Below are 4,499 nucleotides of genomic sequence, written 5' to 3'. Positions count from 1 at the left end.
ACTCCAATCACAGGTTCCGGTGGAGCGGTGCGGTAGGGGGCGCCCATAGCGCTCCCGGTGGTGGCACCGCCGGGGATGACGATGTCAACACGGCGAGTATGGCCACGGTCAGGATTCCCGCTGATGCCGATGACGGCGACACCATCGACGTCTCGGTGACGGTGACCGACGACACCAGGATCTCGGTGACCACCGAGATTCAGCTACTGGTGGGCGAGAATGCGCAACCGACGGCAAGCGGCGTGCGTGGTACTGACCCAGACGGCGATGGCCCATCGCCCAAGCTCTTGAGAATCAATGACGGCTTCCAGAATCAGAAGGACGGTTCAACGGTTACCATCCGGGGTGTCGGTTATGACGCCGATGGGGAGTCGTTGCTCTACAACTGGAGCGAGATCGACCTGGCTACTCAAGAGCCTGACGAGGATCCAAAACTAGAACTGCAAGGCTCGTTCACCGACACTGTGTCGTTCGAAGTTCCTGAACTGGAGTCCGGTGGTGAAAATCTAACGGTCTTCTTGAATATGACAGTCATTGACCCGAACGGCGCTTTTGCTACAGACGGTGTCTTGATCACGATTGTCAATGACGACGATGCGCCGGATGCTGACGCCGGTGACGATGAGCAGGTCGATCCCGAGGACTTTGTCCGGCTGAACGGCTCTGGGAGTTCCGATGCAGATATCGGCGACAAGATTTCCTACAGGTGGGACTACCTCGGCGCGACCATGGATCCGGCACCGGATGAGCGCTCTCCGCTGTCGGCCGACGAGATTGATGAGCTCAAGGGTTGGATCCTGCCCCAGGACTTCACCGGCACAACCGTCGAAACGTCCGACTACATCGTGACTGGCGGTGGCCAGCTCAAAGACGGGGTTACCGGTCTGACCAATCTCAAGAGCACCAGTTCCCCTTATCCGTACTTCGACGCCCCCGACCTCACCGGGTTCAACAACATCAAGCTGACCTTCAGGTTGCATGTGAAGGACTCGGGCGGTACGGACATCGACGGTGATGATGCGACAACCACCGCCGACGTAACCTCACTTGACGAAGCCGACGTTGATGCGGACTTGGATGGGAACGGTGACAAGGACGGCACTGAAATCGCCATGGTGAAAGAGTCGATCCTCGGGTTGGACCTGAACAACGATGGCGACGCCGAAGACGAGATCAACCTCGGTGCCAGTAATTGTGGTGCCGACGGTGAAAGTTCTTGTGCTGCTAACGAGGCGAATGTCGCTGCTGTCGACTCCGACATGGTGACGATCACGGTTGTGAACCGGTTCTTCTCGGGCAATATCTCTGGCCCGGGTTCCTGCACTGAGATGAGTTTGGGCGGCCCGCAGACCTATGCGTTCGACTCTGACGATGACGGTGTGGCCGACATCTGTGCTTTGAACACGACGCGTCGGGCGACGGTTGCCCGCCAGAACGCCCTGGAGACTTTGGCCGGGCTGAACCCGGTCGAGTTCCGCACCGAGGTGCTGGCAGTGTGCGGTGAAGCAGGCTTCAAGCAGAAGGACTACGACGACGACCCGTCCGACCTCGAGACTGATGTTTGCGAGACCGAGCGGGTGACCCCGCCGCCTGCTGCTGCTGACCCGGCTACTGCGGACGTGTTCTTCTCCGGTACCGTCACCGGGCTGGACTACTGCACCAACCACAGCCTCGGCGGCGCCCGCCTCTACGCCTTCGACAGCGACGGCGACGGCGTGGCCGACGTGTGCTCGCTGCCCACCACAAGGCGCGAGGCCATCGCCCGCCAGAGTGCTCTGGAGACGTTCATCTCGGCTCCGTTCACGAACCAAACGGAACTGGATTTCTTGAAGTACCTGGCGTACATACACGACCTCGGCGCAGATCGAAATGATGCACAAGACGCCGAATACGCCAAATTTGCAGGCGAGTTCGAGGATGGACTTGCCTCGCACAACATCGCCGGAATCACTCAGGACGATTCATTGAACCCCGAAGAACTAGGGCATTTGAACGGTACGGTCGACCTTTACGAAGACCAGAAGTCCCGTGCCGGCCGCTATTCCAATGCTTTGGCTGCGGCGTGCCGTGCTCTTGGTTCCCAGGACTTCGGCGACTCGGCCAGCGCTTTGGCCCGCGATGAGTGCGTCCCGACGCCGACGACCGGTGAGCCTCTGGGCTAGCGGTCCAACCGAAACCACAATCCAGGCTGGCCCGGCCCCCTATCGGGGGGCCGGGCCGGCCCGCGTCTCGGCCGCTGTGCTCGCCGTAGGGCTGACTGTTCTTATGCTCGGGTTCTGGGTGCGGGTTGGTTGGGGCTGTCGCTTGAGGCCGGTTTCGTGTGTGGAAGCTTCCCCCGGCAAGTGTCGTTTGACGCTGGGGGAAGGATGATTTTGATTGTTTCTGCATTGGCCGGCTCCGGTGCTACCGGGCTGACCGGTCAGGGTGATCATGTCGGCAAGGCTCAGGCGGAGAGAAAAGGGCGACCGGATCGGCGGCCTGCGCCTGGGCGTGAATCAGCGCTTCACCGAAAATCGTGAGGACATGAACCGGCGATTCGATGAGCAGCGGGCTGCTTCGGAGAAGCTGCGTGTCTGTCTGGAAGAGCTGCGGGCCGACACAGAAACAGGTTTCTCCGCCGTCCTCGATGAGATCAAAGATTCGGGGCAAAGGCTCGTCGGCGAGCTGAAGGCTCAGGGTGAACGGATCGACCTGGTCCGCGATGTGCTGCGAAACCACGGCGAGCGCCTGGCCCGCATCGAGGCGAAGCTGGAAGTCGATCCCCCCGCGGAGGCCGCTTAGCAGCGGAGTTCGAACCGGCGCACGCCCAGCTTCTACCGGCTTTCGGCAACTGCCCGTCCCGACAGCAGGAAGGGCGCTTGTGTTTTGCAAGTGCCCTTTGCCGCAATTGGCTGGTAGGTTGGGCGTTGTGGGCGGATATCTCGACCGGACTCATTACGGTGTTCTGGGCCCGGTCGCCTATCGGGCTTATGTTCCCCATGGGATTGCCGGATGGGATCCGGTGATCGGTACCGCCACGGCTGGGAGGGTCAAAGCCGCGGGCGACCGGATCGCTGCTATGGCCGCCCGTCTGCCCTCGCACCGTTCGTTGCGGTGGTGCCTTAACCGTTCTGAGGGGATCGCGTCGAGCGATGTGGAGGGCATATCCACGACTCTGCGGTCTTTGAGCCTGCTGGAGTCTTTGCGTGCGAGCCACGACCCCGAGCGCCGCCGGCGCGACACGCAGGCTCTGGGGGCGGCCCGCCTCACCGCCCGCGCCGGCGAGATCGGCCGCCGCACCGGCGAACCGGTCGGGCTCTCGGACCTGTTGGGGATGCACCAGCGGCTCTTTGAGGCCACGTCGGTCCCGTTCGAGCCGGGCCGGCTGCGCTCAGACGACATATGGATCGGCCCTGCCGGCGCCACCCCGACAGAGGCCCTGTACGTCGCCCCGCCCGCAGATCGGGTCGGCCCCTTGGTGGGCGACCTGATGGAATTCGCGTCGGCCCGCGATCTTATGCACCCCCTCCTCAAGGCCGCGGTCGCCCACCTCCAGTTCGAGACCATCCACCCGTTCCCCGACGGAAACGGGCGCGTCGGCAGGGCGCTGATCCACTGCGTGCTCCAAAGGAACTGGCCCGACGCGCCGCCGATCCCCCTGTCGGCCGCCATCGCCGAGAACAAGCAGGCCTACTACCAGTCGTTGCGCCCCTACCAGACATACACCGGAGACTCGGACAGCCCGATTCGCGACGCCTGCGCTGAAGCGGCCGCCGGCTACATAGCCGATGCCGCCGAGGTGGCCTGCGACTACACCCAGGCCATCGCGTTGGCCGTGGCCGACATGCACGCCCAATGGGACCAGCTCGGCTTGCGCCCCCACTCAGCAGCAGCAGCCGTCTTGGAGGCCATGGAGACGATGCCCGCCGCCGGCGTCGCATACCTGTGCGACACAACAGGGCGCTCCCCCAACGCCGTGCGGCGGGGCCTGCGCACACTGACCGCCGAAGGAGCGATCGCGGAAACCCGCGACGACCACACTGGTCGCAGGGCCTTCGAAGCGCCTGTGCTGCTCCATATCGTCGACCACCGCCAAGAGCTGCTGCGCCGCTGCTGGCAGGAGCGCCAAAGCGGCACGAACTCGTCGCCGGGCGAGCTCCTAGCCCAATGGCGCCGAGACGTCGCGCCCAGCACACCGCCCGAACAAGAGCCGCTGCGATGCTCCCACGTCGGAGAGCGCAGCGACACCCGCTGCACCCTCCCCGCCGGCCACCGCCCGCCCCACCGCTACACCTGACCAACCCCCGCCCACAGGCGAGCGAACCTGGCGATACCCGCCACGACGGCGGTGGACTTCGCCTCCGACTACCGGCTGATGCCCGAAGCGGCCACCGGCGAAGGCAGCGTGCTCGCCAAAGCTCAGCTGGCTCCGCCAGCACCGGCCCCGACGGGTGGCCCATCGCCACATCGGAACGCGAACCGTTTGGCACCGGCTCCGGCTGGCTGCTGGCGGTGCGGGT

The 4,499-nt window shown here is 64.1% G+C and carries 3 protein-coding genes; all 3 read left to right on the top strand.

Annotated features, from left to right (window positions below):
* A partial coding sequence (locus ACOOGG_RS00895; RefSeq protein WP_420431330.1) for a hypothetical protein occupies positions 1-2,162 on the top strand: 2,162 nt, incomplete at its 5' end.
* Between the two features lie 262 nt (positions 2,163-2,424).
* A complete protein-coding gene (locus ACOOGG_RS00890) occupies positions 2,425-2,781 on the top strand; it encodes a hypothetical protein (protein ID WP_420431328.1) in 357 nt (118 codons plus the stop codon).
* Between the two features lie 127 nt (positions 2,782-2,908).
* Positions 2,909-4,276, top strand: coding sequence for a Fic family protein (locus ACOOGG_RS00885; protein WP_420431326.1), 1,368 nt, complete (start codon positions 2,909-2,911; stop codon positions 4,274-4,276).
* Positions 4,277-4,499 lie beyond the last annotated feature (223 nt).

The organism is Candidatus Poriferisocius sp., from assembly GCF_965214065.1.
Taxonomy (GTDB): Bacteria; Actinomycetota; Acidimicrobiia; order Acidimicrobiales; family Bin134; genus Poriferisocius.
The sequence above is the reverse complement of the archived record's forward strand: the minus strand, read 5'-3'. Positions and strand labels throughout refer to the sequence as shown.